The organism is Nonomuraea sp. NPDC004186 (assembly GCF_053603495.1).
Genome location: NZ_JBSGFQ010000172.1, coordinates 1 through 20,315, shown reverse-complemented (window position 1 = coordinate 20,315; position 20,315 = coordinate 1). Strand labels below are relative to the sequence as shown.

18 protein-coding genes are annotated in these 20,315 nt (G+C 71.7%); 8 read left to right on the top strand and 10 right to left on the bottom strand.

The features are described from left to right. Positions 1-80: 80 nt before the first annotated feature. Entirely contained in the window at positions 81-1,304 is a 1,224-nt protein-coding gene (locus ACWEPL_RS60270; RefSeq protein ID WP_363972162.1) for an ABC transporter substrate-binding protein, read from the bottom strand. A gap of 209 nt (positions 1,305-1,513) precedes the next feature. On the opposite strand from ACWEPL_RS60270, the gene ACWEPL_RS60265 reads away from it, so the two are divergent. Then, positions 1,514-2,650: an ROK family protein gene (locus ACWEPL_RS60265; RefSeq protein ID WP_363972160.1), complete on the top strand. Its 1,137-nt coding sequence runs from the start codon at positions 1,514-1,516 to the stop codon at positions 2,648-2,650. An 8-nt stretch (positions 2,651-2,658) separates the two neighbouring features. Here the strand turns inward: ACWEPL_RS60265 and ACWEPL_RS60260 are convergent, their stop codons facing one another. Continuing rightward, positions 2,659-3,822, bottom strand: coding sequence for an alpha-hydroxy acid oxidase (locus ACWEPL_RS60260; RefSeq protein WP_363972158.1), 1,164 nt, complete (start codon positions 3,820-3,822; stop codon positions 2,659-2,661). A gap of 93 nt (positions 3,823-3,915) precedes the next feature. Here ACWEPL_RS60260 and ACWEPL_RS60255 point away from each other — a divergent pair, with 93 nt between their 5' ends. Further along, a complete protein-coding gene (locus ACWEPL_RS60255; protein ID WP_452442050.1) occupies positions 3,916-4,620 on the top strand; it encodes an HD domain-containing protein in 705 nt (234 codons plus the stop codon). Positions 4,621-4,744: 124 nt separating this feature from the next. On the opposite strand, the gene ACWEPL_RS60250 is transcribed toward ACWEPL_RS60255, so the two are convergent. From ACWEPL_RS60250 to ACWEPL_RS60235, 4 genes are all read right to left on the bottom strand, one after another. Continuing rightward, positions 4,745-5,008, bottom strand: coding sequence for a DUF4031 domain-containing protein (locus tag ACWEPL_RS60250; RefSeq protein WP_350727145.1), 264 nt, complete (start codon positions 5,006-5,008; stop codon positions 4,745-4,747). A gap of 112 nt (positions 5,009-5,120) precedes the next feature. Beyond that, positions 5,121-5,876, bottom strand: a complete 756-nt coding sequence (locus tag ACWEPL_RS60245; protein WP_363972155.1) for an HAD family hydrolase — start codon at positions 5,874-5,876, stop codon at positions 5,121-5,123. 18 nt (positions 5,877-5,894) lie between these two features. Then, complete coding sequence (locus ACWEPL_RS60240) at positions 5,895-7,064, bottom strand: cytochrome P450 (RefSeq protein WP_363972153.1); 1,170 nt, start codon at positions 7,062-7,064, stop codon at positions 5,895-5,897. Between the two features lie 147 nt (positions 7,065-7,211). After that, the gene (locus ACWEPL_RS60235) at positions 7,212-7,496 is read right to left on the bottom strand and encodes a hypothetical protein (RefSeq protein WP_363972151.1); all 285 of its coding nucleotides are present in this window, start codon (positions 7,494-7,496) and stop codon (positions 7,212-7,214) included. A gap of 516 nt (positions 7,497-8,012) precedes the next feature. Here ACWEPL_RS60235 and ACWEPL_RS60230 point away from each other — a divergent pair. Both ACWEPL_RS60230 and ACWEPL_RS60225 read left to right on the top strand, forming a co-directional pair. After that, a complete protein-coding gene (locus ACWEPL_RS60230) occupies positions 8,013-9,254 on the top strand; it encodes a hypothetical protein (RefSeq protein WP_350727149.1) in 1,242 nt (413 codons plus the stop codon). A gap of 11 nt (positions 9,255-9,265) precedes the next feature. Beyond that, positions 9,266-9,958: a DUF2786 domain-containing protein gene (locus ACWEPL_RS60225; RefSeq protein WP_363972149.1), complete on the top strand. Its 693-nt coding sequence runs from the start codon at positions 9,266-9,268 to the stop codon at positions 9,956-9,958. A gap of 38 nt (positions 9,959-9,996) precedes the next feature. Here the strand turns inward: ACWEPL_RS60225 and pgm are convergent, their stop codons facing one another. Next, positions 9,997-11,628, bottom strand: coding sequence for a phosphoglucomutase (alpha-D-glucose-1,6-bisphosphate-dependent) (gene pgm / locus ACWEPL_RS60220; protein WP_452442049.1), 1,632 nt, complete (start codon positions 11,626-11,628; stop codon positions 9,997-9,999). A gap of 98 nt (positions 11,629-11,726) precedes the next feature. Between pgm and ACWEPL_RS60215 the strand changes: the two genes are divergently transcribed. The 3 genes from ACWEPL_RS60215 to thrS all read left to right on the top strand — a co-directional run bounded on the left by ACWEPL_RS60215 (position 11,727) and on the right by thrS (position 15,295). Further along, positions 11,727-12,626 (top strand): TIGR03564 family F420-dependent LLM class oxidoreductase, encoded by a 900-nt coding sequence (locus tag ACWEPL_RS60215; RefSeq protein WP_452442048.1) that lies wholly within the window; start codon positions 11,727-11,729, stop codon positions 12,624-12,626. 60 nt (positions 12,627-12,686) lie between these two features. Further along, complete coding sequence (locus ACWEPL_RS60210; protein ID WP_452442047.1) at positions 12,687-13,265, top strand: glycoside hydrolase family 25 protein; 579 nt, start codon at positions 12,687-12,689, stop codon at positions 13,263-13,265. Positions 13,266-13,330: 65 nt separating this feature from the next. After that, complete coding sequence (thrS, locus tag ACWEPL_RS60205) at positions 13,331-15,295, top strand: threonine--tRNA ligase (protein ID WP_452442046.1); 1,965 nt, start codon at positions 13,331-13,333, stop codon at positions 15,293-15,295. A 68-nt stretch (positions 15,296-15,363) separates the two neighbouring features. On the opposite strand, the gene ACWEPL_RS60200 is transcribed toward thrS, so the two are convergent. Both ACWEPL_RS60200 and ACWEPL_RS60195 read right to left on the bottom strand, forming a co-directional pair. Continuing rightward, positions 15,364-16,086 (bottom strand): PIG-L deacetylase family protein, encoded by a 723-nt coding sequence (locus tag ACWEPL_RS60200; RefSeq protein ID WP_452442045.1) that lies wholly within the window; start codon positions 16,084-16,086, stop codon positions 15,364-15,366. A 396-nt stretch (positions 16,087-16,482) separates the two neighbouring features. Then, entirely contained in the window at positions 16,483-17,082 is a 600-nt protein-coding gene (locus tag ACWEPL_RS60195; RefSeq protein WP_452442044.1) for an Asp23/Gls24 family envelope stress response protein, read from the bottom strand. Between the two features lie 76 nt (positions 17,083-17,158). Between ACWEPL_RS60195 and ACWEPL_RS60190 the strand changes: the two genes are divergently transcribed. Next, on the top strand, positions 17,159-17,689 hold the full coding sequence (locus ACWEPL_RS60190) for an HIT family protein (protein ID WP_350727156.1): 531 nt from the start codon (positions 17,159-17,161) through the stop codon (positions 17,687-17,689). Between the two features lie 122 nt (positions 17,690-17,811). Here the strand turns inward: ACWEPL_RS60190 and ACWEPL_RS60185 are convergent, their stop codons facing one another. Continuing rightward, entirely contained in the window at positions 17,812-19,896 is a 2,085-nt protein-coding gene (locus ACWEPL_RS60185; RefSeq protein ID WP_452442043.1) for a hypothetical protein, read from the bottom strand. Positions 19,897-20,315 lie beyond the last annotated feature (419 nt).

Here is a 20,315-nt window from a genome sequence, read left to right as displayed (position 1 = left end):
GCCACCGCGACCCCGCACCAGAAGAGGATGGGACCTTGGTTCGCATTCGCCTCGCTTCCGCCAGTGCGGGTGCCGCCACGTCAGCCGTTCCAGCCGAGCAGGGAGCGCGTCTTGCCCGCCGCGTCGGTCAGGGCCTGCTGCGCGGTGACCTTGCCGGTCAGCGCCGACTCGATCGCCGGGGCGATGATCTCGTCGTTGACCTGGATCCACTGCGGCACCGCGGGCCGGGCGTGCGCCACCTTGAGCTGCTCGAGGAAGGCCGCCTGCTCGGGGCCGCCCGCGACCACCTGCGCCTTGAGGTTGACGGGGAAGCCGCCGAACGCGTCCGCGACCGCGCCGTTGTTGGTCTCGTTCGCCAGGAAGGCCAGCCACTTCCACGCCAGGTCGGCGTTCTTGCTGGAGGAGAAGACGACGGAGTCCTCGCCGCCGATGTTGCCGGCCGGCTCGGTCTTGTACGGCAGCGGCGCCACGCCGAAGTCGAGGTCGGGGAACTGCTCGTGGATCGTCGGCACGTCCCAGGGGCCGGAGATCGTCATGGCGGCCAGGCCGTTCTCGAAGGGTTTGTCCGAGTCGGTGATCTGGCGCGGCGACGACTTCACCAGGTCCACCCAGAGCTGCAGCGCCTCCACCGCGGGCGGCTGGTCGAACAGCACCTTCTTGCCCGCGTCGTCCACCATCTGGCCGCCCGCGCCGTGCACGACGCCGGGGAGGATCCAGGCGCCGTACCCGTCGCCCTTGGGGACGTTCATGCCGGCCACCTTGGCGTCGGCGGCGTGCACCCGGGCGGCGGTCTGCTTCAGCTCGTCCCAGGTCTTGGGCGGGGTCGGGACCAGCTTCTTGTTGTAGAAGAGCGCGACCGTGGTCTGGTCCTGCGGGAGGCCGTAGAGCTTGCCGTTCGCGCGGTTGGTGTCGAGCGCGCCCTTGTAGAAGCCGGCCTCGTCGATCAGGCCGGCGGGGGCCTCCTTGATCGTGCCGTCCAGGGCGTACTTGGAGACCAGGGGCTGGTCGAGTATGCCCGCGTCCGGCGCGCTCTTGCTGGCCACGGCGCTGCCGAGCTTGGTGTTGTAGTCGTCCTTGGGGATCTTGACGAGCTTCACCGTGACGCCGGGGTTGGCCTTCTCGAAGTCCTTGCGGACCTTCTCGATGACCTGTCCGGCCTGCGGGGTGCGGTCCTGGTACATCCAGAACGTCAGCGTCTTGTCCGCGTCGCCGCTGCCGCCGCCGCTGCCGCAGGCGGCCAGCCCGGTCGCGAGCGCCGCCGCGAGTGCCATCGCGATGGGGCCTCGCACGAGTCCTCGGCTCATAGTCATCTCCTCATCGGGGGGATGGCCAGACCATAATCTAAGCCTTGAAAAAAGTCAGGAGCAGACCGGAAACGCTTCGGTAACAGCGGGTTCATGGCGATTTCAGCTGGTGAACTACCATGACGAGGCGATCGCGGGAGAGGCGGGGGACGAGGATGGGCACGTCAGGGCGCAGGACCGTACGGGATCTTCGCAGGGGGAACCGGGCGATGCTCCTGCGCGCGCTCTACTTCGGCGGCCCGGCCACCCGCAACGACCTGTCGGCCGCGACCGGACTGAGCCCGGCCACGGTCAGCACCATGACCGGCGACCTGCTCTCCGAGAACGTCGTCGTCGAGGCCGGCCAGGTCGACTCCGACGGCGGCCGGCCCCGCGTGGTGCTCAGGGTCAATCCCGCCTACGGGTACGCCGTCGGCGTGGACGTGGGGGAGACGCAGGTCAGCGTCGAGCTGTTCGACCTGGAGATGACCAAGCTCGCCAGGGCCCACTACGCGGTCCGCTCGGCCCGGCACGACCCCGAACTGGTCGCCCGGCACATCCTGGCCGGCGTCGACACGGTGATCGCCGAGAGCGAGGTGCCGGCCGAACGGGTGCTCGGTGTCGGCGTCGGCGTGCCCGGCATCGTCGAGCCGGGGCCGGACGCGCTGGTGCGGGCCAAGACGTTCGGCTGGGAGGCGGTGCCGTTGGGAGCGCTCCTACGCGCGGGCACGTCGCTGCCGCTGTTCGTCGACAACGGCGCCAAGACCATGGGGCAGGCCGAGCTCTGGTTCGGGTCGGGGAAGGGCACCCGCGACGCGATCATCGTGCTGATGGGCTCGGGCGTCGGCGGCACGGTCGTGACCGACGGGCAGATCTACCGGGGCGCGGGCAAGGCCGCCGGCGAGGTCGGGCATCTGAAGCTGGTCGCGGGCGGGCGGGCCTGCCGGTGCGGGGCGCGTGGCTGCCTGGAGGCGTACCTGGGGGCCGAGGCGATCCTCGACCGCGGGGGCGTCGTGGCCGACTCCGCCGACGAGGAGGCCGCGCTGGCCCGGCTGCTCGACGAGGGCTCCCCGGTCATCGCCGAGAGCGTCGAACTGCTGGGCGTGGGCCTGTCGAGCCTGGTCCACCTGTTCAACCCCGAGCGCATCGTCATCGGCGGCTGGGCGGGGCTCATGCTGGGCGGGCGGATGCTGGCGGAGATCAGGGCGGCGACCGCGGCCAACACGCAGGCCCAGCCGTTCCAGCCGGAGACGATCGTGCTGGGTCGGCTCGGCCCCGACGCCGTGGCGCTGGGCGCGGCGACGCTGGTGCTGGAGCCGTTCTTCCAGGGGGCGGCGTTCCAAGGGGCCGTCAGCACCATCGCCTAGGGCTTCGATCAAGCCCTGATGTGCACCATGTCGGGGGTGAGGCCGTCGATCCCGCCGGCGCCGAGCAGCTGAAGGGTGCGTACGAGCTCCGCGCGCAGCAGGTCCAGCGCCCGCCGCACCCCGGCCTCGCCGCCCGCCATCAGGCCGTACAGGTAGGCCCGGCCGATGAAGCAGGCCCGCGCGCCGAGCGCGACCGCGGCGGCGACGTCGGCCCCGTTGCGGACGCCTCCGTCCAGGAACACCTCCGTGCGATCACCCACGGCGGCCACGACCTGGGGCAGCAGCTCCAGCGGCGTGGCGGCGCGGTCGAGCTGCCGCCCGCCGTGGTTGGACACCACCAGGCCGTCCACCCCGAGGGCGGTCAGGTCCTTGGCGTCGTCCACCCGCTGCACGCCCTTGACCAGCAGCCGTCCCTGCCACGCCGAGCGGATCCACTCCAGGTCGTCCATGGTCACCGAGGGGTCGAACATCAGGTTGGTGAGCCCGGGCAGGTCGTCGGGGGCGCCCTCGATGGTGGCGAACCTCAGCGGCTCGCTGGTGAGGAAGTCGAACCACCACGCCGGGTGCCGCAGCGCCTGCAGCGCGCTGCGCCAGCGCAGGGACGGCGGGACCGTCAGGCCGTGCCGCACGTCGCGCAGCCGCGCCCCCGCCACCGGCACGTCGACGGTCACGACCAGCACGTCCATGCCCGCCTCGCGGGCCAGGGCGAGCGTCTCCAGGTTGCGCGCGCGGTCGCGGACCACGTACAGCTGGAACCAGTTCCACCCGCCGGGCGCGGCGGCGGCCACATCGGCGGCCGTCGTGGTGCCCATGGTGGACAGCGTGTAGGGGACGCCCGCGCGCTCGGCCGCCCTGGCCACGGCCCGCTCGCCCTCGCGGTGCATCATCCGGGTGAACCCGGTGGGCCCGAGCACGACCGGCATCGCGACCCGCCTGCCCAGGATCTCGACCGCGGTCGGGGCCCGCGACACATCGCGCAGGACCCGCGGGCTGAACTCCACCCGCCGGAACGCCTCCACCGCCCTGGCCATCGACAGCTCGCCCTCGGCCGCGCCGTCCACGTAGTCGAACACCATGTGCGGGGCGCGTTTCCTGGCGAGCAGCCGGAGATCGGCGATGTCGGCGGCGTCGGCCACCCGGCGCGCCCTGGACAGCCGCGGGCGGCCAGGCACGACGGCCCGCAGCTCCCGCCACCGGGGCAGGCGCCGGGGTTCCTTCGCGTTCCCGTCGATGTCTTGGACGTTACCAAAAGGTACGGTGAGTCCGTGATCGACGACTCGACGGCTCCCACCGGGGACTCGGCGGCCTCTGGGCGGGACCGGGCGGTGCCGGAGGGGGACCCGGCGGTGCTCGCGGGGGACTGGGCGGTGCTCGTGGGGGACTCGCCCGCGTCCCTCGCCACGGGGGCCGAGCTGATCGCCCGCTGGTCCGAGCCGCACCGCCGCTACCACACCCTCGACCACCTGGCCGCCGTGCTCGCCGGGATCGCCCAGCTCGCGGCCACGGCGGACGACCTGCCCGCCGTGCGCCTGGCCGCCTGGTTCCACGACGCCGTCTACGACGGGCGGCCGGGCCTGGACGAGGAGCGCAGCGCCCAGCTCGCGCAGTCCAGGCTGCCGAGGTGCGGGGTGCCCGCCGCACGGGTCGCGGAAGTGATCAGGCTGGTACGCCTCACCGCCGCCCACGACACGCTGGCCGACAGGGACCGCGACGGCGCCGTCCTGTGCGACGCCGACCTGGCCGTGCTCGGGCTGCCCGGATACGACGACTACGCGGGGCGGATCCGGCAGGAGTACGCCCACGTGCCCGACGACCTGTTCAGGGCGGGACGGGCCGAGGTGCTGCGCCGCCTGCTGGCCGTACCGCGCCTCTACCGGACCGAACGCGCCCGCGAGCTGTGGGAGGACCGGGCACGGTCGAACATGACACGCGAGCTGGCCTCGCTCACGCCAGGCCACGACGCGTCGTAGCAGGGGCCCGGCCGGCGACGCTGGCGGCGCTTGCGACGGGTCGTCGTGGAGCCGGGTCAGGGGCGCTCGCGGCTGTTGACGGGGGCCGTATCAGCGGAGCTTGCGGCCGTTGACGGGAGCCGGGTCAGCGGCGCTTGCGGCGGCGCAGGCCGGACTCGATCAGCCGCAGGAGCAGCTCGCGCGAGGTGACCGCCTCGGCCCCCAGCTCCACCGCCCGGGCGTGCACGGTCTCCGGCACGTCGTAGTGATCCCGGTCGAAGGCCCGCTCCGGCACCCCCAGCCGCGAGGCGAAGTCGTGCAACTCCTCCAGCGAGCGGTCGCTGACCAGATGCGACCACATCAGGCCGCGCGGCCCGGGCCAGTTGGGCGGGTCGATGAGAACGGTCACGCCGTCAAGGGTAGAGCCGCTCCACCGACCCGCGCTCACTCCGTCGGGACGGGATCCCCCGGCCCGGATCACGCCTTCGGGACGGGATCCGGGGTGGATCACCTGGCCTGGGTCACGCCATCGTGGGCGGGACCCGGCCGCGGACCGCCAGCTCGCCCAGGTCGGACACCACGACCTCGGCCCCCGCCGCGCGCAGCTCCGCCGCCTCGGCCCCGTCCCTGGCCACCGCGACGACCAGCCCGAACCCGCCCTTCTCGCCCGCCTCCACCCCGGGCAGCGCCGCGTCCACCACCGCGGCCCTGACAACGGGCAGCGCCAGCCGGCGCGCCGCCTCCAGGAAGAGGGCGGGGTCGGGCTTGCCTGGCAGGTTCATCAGGGCCGCGTCGTTGCCGTCCACCACCAGGTCGAACAGGTGCAGCACACCGGCCGACGTGACCAGCTTGCGACCGTGCAGGCTGGCGGAGACGGCCGCCGTACGCGCGCCCCGCTGCCGCAGCTCGTGCAGGAGCGAGACCGTGGACGGGAACGCGGCGACCCCGTACTTCTCCACCTGGGCCATGAAGATCTGGTCCTTGGCCAGGCCGAGCCCGTGCACGGTGGCCGCGCCGGGCTCGTCGTCGGGCGAACCCTCGGGCACCGTGATGCCGCGTGCCTCGAGGAAGGTGCGGATGCCGTCGAGTCGCGGGCGGCCGTCCACGTAACGCAGATAGTCGTCCCGGATGTCGAACGGTGTCGAGTGGCCGCGCAGAAACGCGTCGAAGACGTGCTTCCAGGCGGCCGCGTGCCCCCGAGCAGTGTCGGTGACCACGCCGTCGGTGTCGAACAGGACGGCGCTGATCGTGGTCAGATCGATGACAGGCTCGTTCACATTGCGAACGTAACCGCTCTACCAGGCGACGGGTAGCTCTTTGACGCCGTACACGATGGCGAGTTCTCTGAACGGCACCTCGCCCGCGACGTGCAGCCCCGGGAAGCGGCGCAGCAGCGCGGGGAAGGCGATGCGCATCTCCATCTGCGCCAGCGGCGCGCCGATGCAGCGGTGGATGCCGTGGCCGAACGCCATGTGCGAGCCCGCCGTCTCCCTGCCGGGCCGCACCCGGTCCATGTCCTCGCCCAGGGCGGGGTCGCGGTTGGCGCCGGTGAGCGAGCAGAGCACCATCTCGCCCTTCTTGATCTGTACGCCGTGCAGCTCCAGATCGTCGCGGGCGAACCGGGGGAAGGCCACCTGCACGACCGTCATGTAGCGCAGCAGCTCTTCGACGACGTCGTTGATGTAGCCGTCGACCTCGCGGACCTTGGCGGCCTCCTCGGGGTTCTGCAACAGCCACAGGGTGCCGAGGGCGAGCATGCTGGTGCTGGTGTCGTGGCCGCCGGTCAGCAGCCCGTCGGCCATGCTGGCGAGCGTACGGTCGTCGAGCTCGTCACCGTGCTGGCGCAGCAGCTGGCCGAGCAGCCCCTCGCCGGGGTTCTGCCGCTCCCGGGCGACCAGGTCGGTCAGATAGGCCATGGCGTCGTTGATCGCCTGCAGCGACGCCTCCGGCCCGGCCGTGAAGTCGAACCGGTCCTTGCTGATCTTCACGAAGTCGGCGCGCTCCTCGTACGGGACGCCAAGCAGCTCGCACACCACCAGCGATGGGATCGGCAGCGCGAACTCCTCCACCAGGTCCACGGGGGAGCCCTTGGCCTCGATGCGGTCCAGGTGCTCCTCGACCATCGCCTCGATGCGCGGCTCCAGCCTGCGCAGGCGGTGCATGGTGAACTCGGGCGTCAGGTACTTGCGCAGCCGCGTGTGCTCGGGCGGGTCGCGGAAGCCCAGGCCTCCCGGGTCCTCCTGGTTGGAGCCCAGGCCGATCACCCCGGCGAAGTCGTTGCTGAAGCGTTCGTGGTCGCTCAGGACGCCGCGTACGTCCTCCCAGCGGGTGACGAGGTAGACGGTCTGGCTGCCGGGGATCTCCATGGGGAAGACCGGATGCTCGGCCCGGATCCGTCCGAGCTCGCCCACGGGGTCGAAGCCTTCGCGCATGAACTGGACGAGGGGGAACTCATTGTCTGACATCGATATCCGTCCTGCTGGGATACATCACGCCATCTTGGGATAAATCCCTCCGTAGATGGTCCCACCCGGAGCGGCGGATGTTGCCCTCCGAAAGGACGAATTTCCCCTCCCCCTCGCGGCCCCCACCGCCTCCCTCACAGGACCGTCCTACGCATCCTGACCAGCCAGAACCCCGGTCACCTCACGGGGCGGCGGCTCGGTCCGGTCGCGGGCGTACAGGAGCTGCTCGGGCAACGGGGCCTCGGCCGACAGCGCCGGCGGAGCGGGCTTGGGCTTGCGCGGCTCGCGCACCCCACCCTCGCCACCCTCCGACGGGTCGTCGAACGGGAAATCCCTCTCGCCGGGCCAGTGCGGCTCGCCGGGCCCGTATCCGGGCATCCAGGCGGGTGCGCCGCTGGGAAGAGCGCGGCGTCTGCGTGATCGCTTGCTCACAATCCCCTCCTCGCGGCCCATTGTGCGCCCACCCCCGCCCGACGACCACCCCCACTCCACGCCTCTATCCCCAACGTCACCCCACCTCCCGGTCGGAACGCCGCTCCGGTCCGGTGTGCCACTTCGCCCCTAGCGCCGTTGCGCGCCCTCCGGCCTCCGTGCGTCGTTGCGCTCCGGCCCGCATGTCACTCGCCCATACGCCGTCGCGCTCTGGCCCATATGCCGCTCGCCCGTGCGCCCCCTTCGGTCCCCGCGCCGCGTGCGGTCCGGGGACGTTCCGGGGCGCTTGGGCGGGGTGTAGTTACGCTCCGCGTGTTGTTCCGTCGTTGGACCGCGCCACCCGGAGGGAAACCCGCCCGGGCGACACGCCCGGCCGGGCGTGGGGGAAGTTGTCGGAACTGCAGTGAAACAGGGGCAAAATGGGGCGGCAGATGGCGTTTGGCGTACAAGATGGCGACATTCTGCGATGATCTCGTCGCATAGAGCCGGAGTTTGAGCCCCCACGGATAGTGACAGATGCCGACATTTGAGGAAATAGCAGCCTTCGTCACCGAGAAGCCGCTCGCCACCGCCGTCATCGCGTTGCTGAGCCTGGCCGGGCTGGCGCTGGCGTTCCTGGTGCTGAGGATCGCCTGGCGGGCCACCGCCTGGCTGGTCTCCCGGTACGTCGCCGCCCGTCCCATCGAGGACGTGCTGACCATCGTCGCCGCCTCCATCGCCACCGGCGTGTCCGCGCAGGGCATGTGGCGCTTCTCCGGCGACGTGCTCGGCCTGGACGGGCCGCTGCGGCTGCTGCTGTTCGCGTTCATCGAGGTCGCGATCATCACGAGCGCGGTGCGGGCCCGCCGCAACATGCGCGAGAACTTCTCCGCCGGCATCGACGGCATCGCCGTGTGGGCGCTGACCTGCCTGACCGCCGTACTGTCCAGCATGGACGCGCGCAGCCTGCCCGAGGCGGTGTTCAGGCTCGCCGCGCCGCTGGTCGCCGCCTGGCTCTGGGAGCGCGGCATGGCCATCGAGCGGCACCGCATCCGTGGCACCGGCCGCATCAACTGGCGTCTGACGCCCGAGCGGCTGCTGGTCCGGGTCGGGCTGGCCGAGGTCAGCGACCGTACGGCGAGCGAGGTCGACGCCCACCGCCGGCTGACCAGGGTCGCGCTGGCCGCCAAGCGGGCCAAGGCGCTGCGCGACAACGGGGCCTCCGAGCGCAAGATGCGCGTGGCGCTGGCCAAGCTCGACAAGGCCATGGACCAGGCCGTCGAGCACACCGGGCTGGCGGTGAACCAGGCCCGCCAGGAGGCGCTGCTGGCCCAGATCGCCGCCCTCTACAACACCACCGCCCTCATCGACGCCGCCCCCCGCGTGCCGTGGGAGCCCGAGCCCGAGCAGCAGCCGGTTCCCGCCCGCCCGGCGCTGCCGCCCGCGCTGGCCGAGCTCGTCGAGGAGGAGGACGAGGACATCGAGGTGCTCGACACCACCCCGCAGGTCGTCGACACCGCCCAGCGGGCCGCGCTGATGCGCCAGGCCCGCGCGTTCTGGGACCGCCAGATCGCCAAGGGCATCGTGCCGCGTACGGTGGACATCGCCCACGAGATCGGCATCTCGCTGGCCACGGCGCGCGAGTATCGTGCCCTGTGGAAGCTCGAGCCGCAGGCGCACGCCCTCATCGAGGCGCTGTTCCAGCAGCACGGCATCGTCGACACGGGTGCCTTCCCCGCCATCGCGGACGACGGGCGGGTGCTGACCACCAAGTTGTAGGGGGAGCGCGGTTGCGGGAGCGCACGCTCGAGCGCGTCAGGAAACTCCTGGCCAAGGCCGAACGCACCGACAACGAGCACGAGCGGGCGACGTTCATGGCGGCCGCGTCGGCGTTGATGGCCAAGCACGGCATCGACTCGCTCCCCCCGGCGGGCACCCGGCAGACGCCCGGCGACCGGGTCGTCACCCTGCCCAACCCCTGGGCCAGGGAGAAGGCCCGGCTGGTCAGCCTGGTCGCGCAGGCCGTGCGCTGCCGCCCCCTGCTCATCGGGCGGGGCGAGGGCGGGCAGCGGGTGCACGTGTTCGGGTTCGCGGCCGATCTGGAGCGGGCCGACCTGCTGGCCACGTCGTTGCTGCTGCAGATGGCGAGCGGGCTGGCGCGGGTGCGGGTGCCCGACGGCGTGACCGCCGTGCGGGCGTACCGGCGGTCGTGGCTGCTGGGGTTCACGGACGAGGTGTACCGGCTGCTGTGCGTGGCCGAGGCACAGGCGGAGCAGGCCAGTACGGGCGCCGAGCTCGTCCTGGCCGACCGCCGGGCCGAGGTGGAACGGGCGGTGTCCGCCCACTATCCGGACATCCGGGTGAGCGTGCCCAGGACGAGCGGCACGGGCTACCGGGACGGGGTGGCCGCCGGACGCCGCGCCGACCTCGGCCGTACCGGAATGACCACCGACACCGCCCCCGAGCTGGCCCCCGGCCGCTGACCCCGCCCGGCCGCCGGACTGGACACCAGGCCGTGCGGTCAGCCGAGGGCGTCGGAGACCAGGGAGCGGGCCTCCTCCTGCACCTTGGCCAGGTGGTCGGGGCCGCGGAAGGACTCGGCGTAGATCTTGTAGACGTCCTCCGTTCCCGACGGCCGGGCCGCGAACCAGGCGCTCTCCGTCGAGACCTTGACCCCGCCGAGTTCGGCCCCGTTGCCGGGCGCCGTGGTCTGGACGGCGGTGATCGGCTCGCCCGCCAGCGACGACGCCTTCACCTGCGCGGCCGAGAGCTTTCCGAGCACCGCCTTCTCCTCGCGCGTGGCGGGGGCGTCGACCCGGGCGTACGCGGGCTCCCCGAACCGCTCGACCAGCCCCCGGTAGTGCGCGCTCGGCGACTTGCCGGTGACGGCCTGGATCTCGGAGGCCAGCAGCGCCAGGATGATCCCGTCCTTGTCCGTGGACCAGACGGACCCGTCGCGCCGCAGGAACGACGCTCCCGCGCTCTCCTCGCCCCCGAACCCCAGCGACCCGTCCAGCAGGCCCGGGACGAACCACTTGAACCCGACCGGCACCTCGTACAGCCGCCGCCCCATGGACTCCACGACCCGGTCGATGATCCCGCTGCTGACCATCGTCTTGCCCACCCCGGCGGCCGTGGGCCAGCCGTCGCGGTGCGTGTAGAGGTAGGAGACGGCGACGGCGAGGTAGTGGTTGGGGTTGAGCAGGCCGCCGTCGGGGGTGACGACGCCGTGCCGGTCGGCGTCGGCATCGTTTCCGGTGGAAATGTCGTACTTATCGCGATTGGCGATGAGAGAGGCCATCGCGTACGGCGACGAGCAGTCCATCCGGATCTTCCCGTCCCAGTCCAGCGTCATGAACCGCCACGTCGGATCCACCAGCGGATTGACCACGGTCAGGTCGAGCCGGTGCCGCTCCGCGATCTCCCCCCAGTACGCCACGCTCGCCCCGCCCAGCGGATCGGCCCCGATGCGCACCCCGGCCGCCCGGATCGCGTCCAGGTCCACCACGGACGGCAGGTCGTCCACGTACATCCCGAGGAAGTCGTAACGCCCCGCCGCCTCCAGAGCCTTCGTGTACGAGACCCGCAGCACGCTCTCCAGCCCGGCGGCCAGCAGCCGGTTGGCGCGGTCCTGGATCCACGTGGTCGCGTCGGTGTCGGCGGGACCCCCGTGCGGCGGGTTGTACTTGAACCCGCCGTCGCCCGGCGGGTTGTGCGACGGCGTGATCACGATGCCGTCGGCGAGCCCGGTGGTGCGGCCGTGGTTGTGCCGCAGGATGGCGTGCGAGACGGACGGGGTCGGCGTGTAGCCGTCGCGGGAGTCGATCAGCACCTGGACCCCGTTGGCGACCAGGACCTCCAGCGCGGACACCCGCGCGGGCTCCGACAGCGCGTGCGTGTCGACGCCGAGGAACAGCGGCCCGTCGGTGCCCTGCATCCGCCGGTATTCGCAGATGGCCTGCGTGGTGGCCAGGATGTGGTCCTCGTTGAACGCCGTCCTCAGCGACGACCCCCGGTGCCCCGACGTGCCGAACGCCACCCGCTGCCCCGGGTCGCCGGGATCGGGATGCAGCGCGTAATAGGAGGTCACGAGCCTGTCGACGGCCACGAGGTCGGCGGGCTGGGCTGGCTGTCCTGCGCGTTCGTGCGTCATGTAGGCCACTTTACAAATCCGCCTCCGGCCGGAGGATGGGCGCGGCCGGGTGTGGGAAGGTACAGTTCCGTCGATTACTAGAACGGAGTTCGGTTCCTATGCGATTCGGCTATTACCTGACAGAGCCCAAAGGAGACGACCCGATCGGCGGGTTGCGCGCCCAGATCGCCCAGGCGGCGGAGGACGGCTTCACCTCGGCCTGGCTCTCCAACATCTTCGGCCTCGACGCCCTCACCGCCCTGGCCGCCGCCGGGGGCCAGGTGCCCGGCATCGAGCTCGGCACCGCCGTCGTCCCGACCTACCCGCGCCACCCGGCCGTGCTGGCGCAGCAGGCCATGACCACCAACGCCGCGCTCGGCGGGCGCCTCGCGCTCGGCATCGGCCTGTCGCACCAGATGGTCATCGAGGGCATGTACGGCCACAGCTTCGAGCGCCCGTACCGGCACATGTCGGAATACCTGGACATCCTGCTCCCGCTCAGCCGGGGCGAGCACGTCAAGTACGAGGGCGAGACGCTCAAGGCCGACCTGCGGCTCACCACGCCCGGCGGCGGCTTCCCGGTGCTCGTCGCCGCGCTCGGCCCGCGCATGCTCAAGCTGGCCGGCACCGTGGCCGACGGCACCGTCCTGTGGATGACGGGCCCCAAGACGGTCGCCCAGCACGTGGCGCCCACCATCACCACGGCCGCCGCCGAGGCGGGCCGCGAGGCGCCCAGGATCGTCTGCGCACTGCCGATCTGCGTCACCGACGACCCCGCCGCCGCCGTCGCTCGCGCGAACGAGATCTTCGCTGTCTACGGACACCTCCCCTCATATCGTGCGATGCTCGACAGGGAAGGCGCGGCCACTCCGGGAGACGTCGCCATCGTGGGCGACGAGGACGCGGTGCTGACCAAGCTCGACGTGCTGCGGGAAGCCGGTGTGACCGACTTCGTGGGCTCGGTGTTCGCGAGCAAGGAACGCACGCGGGCGCTGCTGATCGGCGCGGCGAAGGGCTGACCCCAAGACATCTCCATATTTCTCCGGCGGGGTGAAGATCGCTTGCTGCATGGCGTTGATGTGTCCGACTGGCAGGGGCCCGTCGACTGGGCCGGCCACGCGGCGGACGGGGTGACCTTCGCGTTCGCCAAGGCCACCGAGGGCGGCGACTTCACCGACAAGCTGTTCGAACGCAACTGGACCGGCATGCGCGAGAGCCGGATCGTCCGCGGCGCCTACCACCGCGCCAGGCCCGGGGGCGACCCGATCGAGCAGGCGCGCCACTTCCTGGCCGCGATCGACGCGGCGGGCGGGTTACGCGCCGGCGACCTGGTGGCCCTCGGCCTGGAGACCGATGACGGCCTGCGCCCCGAGCAGGTCGCCCGCCACGCGCGCCGCTGGTGCCACCACGTCGAGCGGCACGGCGGCGCGCGGCCGTTCGTCCACACCTTCCGGGCGTTCGCGCGTGGCGGACACTGCGCGGGCCTGGGCGAGTACCCGTTATGGATCGCCGCCCCCGACAAGCCGCGCGGGGAACCCGCGGTGCCGCCACCCTGGCGCGACTGGGCCGTTCATCAGTACGCCCAGAGCCCGCTCGACCGCAACGTGTTCCACGGGACGCGGCAAGCGCTGACAAATATTGGGTTTGACCCGCGATAGCATCGGTGTTCACCATCGAAGCAGCTCCGGTGCCGAGCGCCGGGGCGCGATCCAAGGGAGTCACCGTGTCAGCCGAGCTACGCATCACCCTCGCCGGAGCCGAGCGTGTGGTCGCGGCCGGCACGACGGCCGGAGAGGCCCTCGAGGCCGACGGCCGCTCGGTCATCGCGGCCCGGGTCAACGGCGAGCTCCGTGACCTGGCGCAGCCGCTGTCCGAGGGTGACGCGGTCGAGCCGGTCGAGGTCTCCAGCGAGGACGGCCGGGCCATCGTCCGCCACTCCACCGCCCACGTCATGGCGCAGGCGGTGCAGGAGCTGTTCCCCGAGGCCAAGCTGGGCATCGGGCCGCCCGTGGACAACGGGTTCTACTACGACTTCGACGTCGCCCAGGCCTTTCACCCCGACGATCTCAAGCGCATCGAGAAGCGCATGCGGGAGATCGTCAAGCAGGGGCAGCTGTTCTCCCGCCGGCCCGTCTCCGACGACGAGGCGCGCGAGGAGCTGGCGGCGGAGCCGTACAAGCTGGAGTTGATCGGGCTCAAGGGCGGCGCCGCCGACGAGGAGTCGGTCGAGGTGGGGGCCGGGCAGCTCACCATCTACGACAACCTCGACCCCAAGACCGGCGAGCTGCAGTGGAAGGACCTGTGCCGCGGCCCGCACGTGCCGTCCACCCGGTCGATCCCGGCGTTCAAGCTCATGCGCTCGGGCGGCGCCTACTGGCGCGGCAGCGAGAAGAACCCGCAGCTCCAGCGCATCTACGGCACCGCCTGGGAGTCCCGCGAGAAGCAGGACGACTACCTCAAGCTGCTGGAGGAGGCCGAGAAGCGCGACCACCGCAAGCTGGGTGTCGAGCTCGACCTGTTCAGCTTCCCGCCGGAGCTGGGCAGCGGCCTGCCGATCTTCCATCCCAAGGGCGGGATCATCCGCAAGGAGATGGAAGACTACATGCGCCGGCGGCAGGCGGAGGCGGGCTACGAGTTCGTCAACACGCCGCACATCACCAAGTCGTCGCTGTTCGAGACCTCGGGGCACCTGCCGTGGTATGCCGACGACATGTTCCCGGCGTTCGAGCTGGAGGGCATCGAATACCGGGTCAAGCCGATGAACTGCCCGATGCACAACCTGATCTTCCGGGCGCGCGGGCGGTCCTACCGCGAGCTGCCGCTGCGGCTGTGCGAGTTCGGCTCGGTCTACCGCTACGAGAAGTCGGGCGTGGTCCACGGCCTGACCCGGGTGCGCGGCATGACGCAGGACGACGCGCACATCTACACCACCCGGGAGCAGATGGCCGATGAGATCAAGTCGCTGCTGAGGTTCGTGCTCAGCGTGCTGCGCGACTTCGGCCTGCCCGAGTTCTACCTGGAGCTGTCGACCCGCGACGAGTCCGACAAGTTCATCGGCGAGCTCGCCGAGTGGGACGAGGCGACCGAGGCGCTGCGCCAGGTGGCCACCGAGTCGGGGCTGGACCTGGTCGACGACCCGGGCGGCGCGGCCTTCTACGGCCCGAAGATCTCCGTTCAGGCCAAGGACGCGATCGGGCGCACCTGGCAGCTGTCCACCATCCAGCTCGACCTCAACCAGCCCAAGCGCTTCGGCCTCGAATACCAGGCGGCCGACGGCAGCCGGCAGACTCCGGTCATGATCCACCGGGCGCTGTTCGGCTCCGTCGAGCGCTTCCTCGGCGTGCTCACCGAGCACTACGCGGGCGCCTTCCCCCCCTGGCTCTCGCCGGTGCAGGTGACGGGCATCCCGATCGCCGACGCGCACGTGCCCTACCTGCAGGACGTCGCCAAGAAGCTGCGCGAGCGCGGCATCCGGATCGAGGTCGACGCCTCCGACGACCGGATGCAGAAGAAGATCCGCAACGCGCAGAAGGCCAAGGTGCCCTTCATGCTGCTGGCCGGTGACGACGACATCGCCAACGGCGCGGTGTCGTTCCGCTACCGGAACGGCGAGCAGAAGAACGGCGTCCCGATCGAGGAGGCCGTGGCGGAGATCGTCAACGCCGTGGAGCGGCGCGTCCAGGTCTGACGCGATGACGAGAACGGCGGAGTCTCACGGCTCCGCCGTTTTTCGTTGTCCGGCCTCAGGCTCGGGGGTCATCGGGTGAACAGGCGGAAGGTGATGGCGGGGCGGCCGCCGAAGCGCTCGGCCGCCTGGTGGGCGAAGCCTTCGATGAGGTCGCGGGCGTACGACTCGGGGTCCTGATCGGTGAGCGCCTCGATGTAGGCGCGGTGCTCGACGAGCGAGCGCACGCCGCGCTCCAGGCCGTCGGTGACGTCCACGGCGTGGGTGGGGGAGTCGGTGCCCGCGACGGCGACCCAGCGGACGCCGTTCCAGGGCTCTGCCTCCGTATCCGGAAATATCCACCTATTTCCCGCGTCCCCGGCGGCGTCCAGGACGGCGCGGCCCACGGCCCGGTGGTCGGGAGTGTTCCAGTACGTTCCGCCCCAGGTGTCGTCCGGGTTCAGGGTGATCACCAGCTCGGGGCGGTGCCTGCGGATGGCGGCGGCGATGTCCTTCCTGAGCGCGGTGCCGTACTCGATCACCCCGTCGGCGTGGTCGAGGAACTCCACGCTCGTCACCCCGACGACGGCCGCGCTGGCCCGCTCCTCCCGTTCCCGCACCGGCCCGGCCTCGGCCGGGGCGAGCGTGTCGATGCCCGCCTCGCCCCTGGAGACGATCAGGTACGCGACCTCGCGGCCCTGGTCGGTCCAGGTGGCGACGGCGGCGGCACAGCCGTACTCGAGGTCGTCGGGGTGCGCCACGATGGCGAGGGCGCGCTGCCAGTCGTCGGGCACGGGCTCCAGTTGATCGGTCATGGCCCACACCCTAAAGGCGCGCCTGCGCGGGCGTTGGCTTCACGCGGTGCCCCGGCCGTCCCTCGAAGCCCGGGGATCGTGGCCTTCGGGTGCATGCGCAACGAATGGATGGCCGCTCGGACGGGGCACCCGCCCCAGACGAGGACACCGCCGCCTGAGGCGCAGCTGAACGCGCGGCAGTCACCGGGCCGCCTTCGGGATCGGGCCGCCTGAGGCGCAGCTGGAAGCGCCTCCGGCATTGGGCCGCCTCCGGCACCGGGCCGCCCTTGGGGGCCGGGGGGCTGCCGCAGGCGCCGGGTCGCTCCGCGAGGGCCGGTGCTCAGGAACGCCCGATCCCCCCGAGGGCGCGGCTGACGGGCTCAAGGGGCGGCGGAGGGAGACGGGGGCGGAGGGGTGTCAGAGGGGGGAGGGGTGAGTGTCGCCGTCGGAGGTGTCGTGGAGGGGGCGGCGGGGCTCGCCCGGGAGGCGGACGTCGTCGACCGTCACGTTGACCTCCGCGACCCGCATCCCGAGCATGTGGCTGACGCTCCTGGCCACGTTCGTCTTGACCTCGGAGGCCACCTCCATCACCACGTGCCCGTACTCCACCACGATGGTCACGCTCACGGCCACCGTACGGTCCTGGATCTGCGCGCTGACCCCCTGGTTGGCGCGCCGGGAGCCGATGCCGATGCGGTCGCGTACGGACTCGAAGGCCCGTGCCAGGTCGCCGCCCAGGTCGGCGACCCCGGTCACCTCGAGAGCCGCCAGTGCGGCGACCTTCTCGACCACCTCGTCAGCGACCTTGATCCGGCCCTTGACGACGGCGCCGAAGGAGGGCGCCTCCGAGGGTGGTACGCCGGTGAGGGCGGAGCTCACGTCTTCGACCGGGTCAGGAGCGGGGGCCGTGGCCGGGTCGGGGGTGTCGGCGGACGGGGTGTCGGCGGACGGGGTGGAGTGGGCGGTCGGCAGGGAGTCGTGCTCGGCTAAGTCGTGCTCGGCTAAAGCGTCGCTCATCGCGGCCTCCTGTAGGCGATGCTTGGGATTGTGCCGGAAGAGCGGGCCGTTTGTCCGTGGTCCTATGCTGCTAGGTATGCACGATCAGGCAGGGGCAGGGTCCCCCGACAACTTCGAGCGTCTGTGGACCCCGCATCGCATGGCCTACATCAAGGGCGAGAACAAACCGACGGGCAGCGGCCCCGATGACGGGTGCCCGTTCGACGCGATTCCCAAGATGAGCGACGAGGACGGCCTGATCGTCGCCCGGGGCGAGACGGTCTACGCCGTGCTCAACCTGTACCCGTACAACTCCGGCCACCTGATGGTGGTCCCCTACCGGCACGTGTCCGACTACGACGAGCTGGTGCCGGCCGAGCTGGTCGAGCTGGGGGAGTTCACGCAGAAGTCGCTGCGCGCGCTGCGCAAGGCCAGCGGCGCGCAGGGTTTCAACGTCGGCATGAACCTCGGCCACGTCGCCGGCGCCGGCATCGCCGCCCACCTGCACCAGCACGTGGTGCCCAGGTGGGGTGGCGACACGAACTTCATGCCGGTCGTGGGCCAGACCAAGGTCCTGCCGCAGCTGCTCCGCGACACCCGCCAGCTGCTCGCCGACGCCTGGGATTGACCCGCTCTGGGGTGGCGCTGATTCGCCTCAGGGCAGCGCCGCCGCCGGATCGTCCTGGGTGTTCGCTGTCCTGCCGTTCGTGGCCGCTTCCGGGAGGCGGCGCTACTCCGTTCGGTGCTGCGTTACTTCGTCGCGGTCGCTAAGTCCGACGACACGGGGCCGGTGACCGGCTCGCGGTCGCGCCGGAGCGCGCCGATTCCGGTGGCCAGCAGCAGAGGTACGGCCAGCGCCAGGGCCATGGACAGCACGGCCGCGCCCGAATCGTTGACGAGCATCCCGACCACGCCGCTCACGAGCGTGCCGATCAGCCCGGCGCGCAGCGCGGGGGAGTGCTCGAACGCGGCGGGCACCACCCCGGCCGACGCCTGTTCGGGCCGCAGGATCGCGTAGACGAGGAACGCGGCGGCCGCGATCACGATCGGCATGAGGTTGGGGCTGAGCAGGGTGGCCAGCATGGCCTGCAGCTTGCGCAGGATGACGTCGAACGCCTCACCGCTCAGCACCTGCCCCACGAACCTGCCCAGGTGCGTCTGCTCGTCCGCCGGCTTCAGGTAGTTGAGCCAGGCGAACGTCATCACGATCAACCCGCCGGCCACCAGGAACGCGCCCAGCTTCACCAGCGAGACCCGCTTGCCCGCCAGGAGCAGCGCGGTCACCGCGATGCCCGGCACGAACGCGATCACGCCGCCGAAGTCGCTGCCCATCCCGGAGCCGCCGAGCACCATCGCGAACGTCCCCAGCAGCACGATCGCGGCCAGCCCCACCTTGCCCGGCCACCGGTGCGCGATCACCGTGGTGGCCAGCAGGGTGCCGGTGGCCAGGAGCGCGAACGGGATGTTCCCCAGGCCGTAGTAGCGGGCCCCGACGTCCGCGCTGTAGCCCATGATGCTGTTGAGCTGCAACGTCGTACCGGTCAGCAGGTCGCCCGCCAGCGTGAGCGCGGTGATCCCGGCCACCACCGCCAGCGGGCCCAGCGGCCATCGCCGCCACGGCCCCGCGAACGCCACCGCCGTGACGACCGCCGCCCACCCGAGCACCCCGGCCACCAGCTGCGGCAGGCTCGACCAGGGCAGCAGGTTGACCAGGTAGCTGGAGACGGGCAGGGAGGCGAGGGCGACGGCCGCGAAACGTACCGGTGCCAGGCCCTTGCGGCGGCGCAGCAGCAGGAACGCGACCACGTAGAACAGCACCTGCAGCACGGCCACGACCGTGAAGTAGATGCCCTTGATCGAGCGGATGGCCTGCGCGGTGGCGTCGGCCCGCTGGAGCTGTTCGAACGTCGCGCCCGGCCCGCCGACCTGCAGCGGGACGCCTATCACGGTGCTCGGGACCGGCACCCCGAGCTTGGTCAGGATCGTGGAGGTCAGGTCGGGCAGGATCGAGATGTCCTCGCGCCGGGTGGAGGCCGCGCCGAGCAGGTGGCCCTGCGCGCCGGGCTCGCGCAGCGCGGCCACCCGCAGGTGGGGTACGGAGCCGTGGTCGGACAGGCCCGCGAGCAGCACCGTCGTGTCGGCGGGCAGGACCGACAGCAGCGCGCCCGCCTTGGCGTCGGCCATCCGCAGCGCGTCACGCCGCTCGGCGGCGCTGAGCTGGTCGGGCACCTTGGGCAGCTTGCCGCCGGCCAGGTAGGGGCTGACGAGGTCGTCCACGTCCATGGCGATCATCCGGCACCGTTCGAGATCGGGCGTGCCGACCTGGAGCGGGGAGGAGTGGTACTCCTGGACCGCGCCCTGCCGGTCGGCCAGGCCCAGCGCGGCGCCGGGGCCGATGGCGATCGAGCACTGCCCGGCGGCCTTGAGCGACTCGCCCAGCGTGCCCGCGTTGCGCTGCCCGGCCACGTCGAGGAGGTAGCGGTAGTCGGGGATGACCGCGCCCGCGCCCTGCTGCTCGGGCATGGGGGGCGCGCCGCAGCTGTACCCGGCCGCCGACCTGGTGCCCGCCGACACGGTCAGCCAGCCGTCGTAGGGGCAGGTCACCCCGCCGACGGTACGAATGGACAGCGAGCCGATCGCGCTGGATCTGGCCAGCTCCCACAGGTTGGGGGAGTCCGCCTGGGTGATGTCGTTCCAGTGCAGGCCGGACACGCCGATGAGCGCGACCCGGCCCGCGCTCGCGTCCTTCGTGGCCTGGGCCGGGCCGGTGAACAGTCCCTGGCCGAGCAGGACCTGCCCGACCAGCACGGCCAGCACGGCCAGCGTGCGCCTCATCCCGATGACCTTCCGTGATCGAATGATTCCGTGGCACGGTAGAGCAAGGTCATGTTCCGGCGCCACCGGACCCGACTACCCTCTCATGCGGTGCATGTATCACGTGCGCCGTTTCATTCGGGTGAGCTTTTCCCGCTCTGGGCGGTTGTGGTGGGCGCCGTGCGTGTTGCGCCGGGCTCCGCCGTACGACGTCTCGCCGTTGCGGCGCGGTTTGGGCGGCTGCCGGGGGCGAGGTGTTGAGGGCGTCCCCGGCGTGACGCGCATTCGGTGTGGCACGTCCCCGGTGTGGCGCGCACTCGACGGCATGCGGGTTCCGGCGTGGTGCGACGCGATCTGCCAGGTGGTCCGCGTCTTCAGCGACCCCGACGTCACGCACGTGGACGGCGACATCTCGCCCAAGCGCGACATCGAGACCATCA